This window comes from Bacillus piscicola (assembly GCF_022458745.1).
Classification (GTDB): domain Bacteria; phylum Bacillota; class Bacilli; order Bacillales; family Marinococcaceae; genus Alteribacillus_A; species Alteribacillus_A piscicola.
This window is the reverse complement of sequence record NZ_JAJJJF010000039.1, coordinates 1-1,367: the sequence shown is the minus strand read 5'-3', so window position 1 is coordinate 1,367 and position 1,367 is coordinate 1. Positions and strand designations below refer to the sequence as shown.

The following is a 1,367-nucleotide window of genomic DNA, read 5'->3' as shown; positions in this document are numbered from 1 at the left end:
GAGCATTATTATCACAACGAACCTTCAGTTCGGGGAATGGAATCATGTATTTGGGGACCCGATATTGACAGAAGCTGTTGTGGATCGTTTGATTCACCATTCTCACCTTGTCCTATTCAATGACGACAGTCATCGGCTAAAAGAATCTATGGCTTTCCAGCCAATGTAGGAAAGTAGGGAGGCAAGTGGCTACATAAATGTTTTCCGTTTTATGCATTTTTCTCTTGCCAAATACATAATTAGTTGGAATGCCTTTAATAATGAAGTTAAGAACAAAAAAAACAACACCCACTAACAAAGAACGCTTCACAGCAATGCGACGCGCTTTTTTGTATTCCTGATCGTTCGATACTTCTGTATGTTCTATTCCTGATAAAATGTAACGTACATATGCGTATGCCATCATCACAAATGGTCCAAGCAATACTACAAACTCTGTATCTAAAGTTGAAAAATTTAAAATATATTTCATCAAACCAAAGATTAACAGAATTACAACTGACAAAAATGTAGTCTCAGCCATAAAATAAAGCACTCGTAATCGTTTATATTCATCTTCTGGTAAAAAGATATTTAAAAATGAATGTACCATTTAATCCCCCTCCCAAAATAATTCGTCTAACGTTTTGTTCAGCGCCTTAGCAATTGCAATACACAAATTCAAACTGGGGTTATACTCCCCTTTTTCAATCAGTCCGACAGTTTGTCTTGTAGCATTCACCTGTTTGGCGAGCTGTGCCTGGGTTAGACCTTTTTCTATTCTTGCCAATTTCATTTTACTAACCATATACTCACCTACATAATGAAATATATATGTAACATTTTGTTACTTTTATATTACACATCATATCGTTAAAAAGCAAGATAAATATGGCATAAAATCAAAAGGAGTCGACTTCATATAAAAGAAACCGACTCCTATTTTCACAACCTAGTTATATTTAATTAATGCTACAATATGGCCCTATTCAAGCATATATTTATTAGATTAGTGCGCCCTATGTTTAACGATTTCCGCTCTTTTTTAAATTAATAATTAGCCATACAATTTGAATAATTAGTGGAATTATAAATGCTACCAACAAAACTATAAAAGCAATCAATTTTAATTCAGGTGTTTGTGTTACACCTGCACCGTCAACTTCTCTTGTCCAAACAACAAAAGAGCCTGCCGCAAAAAGTAAAATCCAACTTACGTTAGCAATCCACCAAGTAATCCAACTTGCTCTCACACTATCACTCCCCCTCATAACCTTTACATTCTGGCTCCTTTAATAGCATAATTCTTATTCAACAACTGCGCCCGTTAATTGAAGGAACATTGATAAATCAATGTCGCCCCCTTTGCCTTAGTTATTATTCAAAGT

At 34.9% G+C, this 1,367-nt stretch carries 4 protein-coding genes; 1 reads left to right on the top strand and 3 read right to left on the bottom strand.

Features of this window, described 5'->3' with window-relative positions; all coding sequences use genetic code 11:
• The coding region (locus LOR49_RS17375) for an ATP-binding protein (protein ID WP_240376358.1) at positions 1–169 on the top strand (169 nt) is incomplete at its 5' end.
• Here LOR49_RS17375 and LOR49_RS17370 read toward each other — a convergent pair.
• From LOR49_RS17370 to LOR49_RS17360, 3 genes are all read right to left on the bottom strand, one after another.
• On the bottom strand, positions 137–592 hold the full coding sequence (locus tag LOR49_RS17370) for a hypothetical protein (protein ID WP_240378241.1): 456 nt from the start codon (positions 590–592) through the stop codon (positions 137–139). The genes LOR49_RS17375 and LOR49_RS17370 overlap by 33 nt on opposite strands.
• Entirely contained in the window at positions 593–787 is a 195-nt protein-coding gene (locus LOR49_RS17365) for a helix-turn-helix transcriptional regulator (protein WP_240378239.1), read from the bottom strand.
• Positions 788–1,004: 217 nt separating this feature from the next.
• Entirely contained in the window at positions 1,005–1,232 is a 228-nt protein-coding gene (locus LOR49_RS17360) for a DUF3923 family protein (RefSeq protein ID WP_240378238.1), read from the bottom strand.
• Positions 1,233–1,367: the final 135 nt, after the last annotated feature.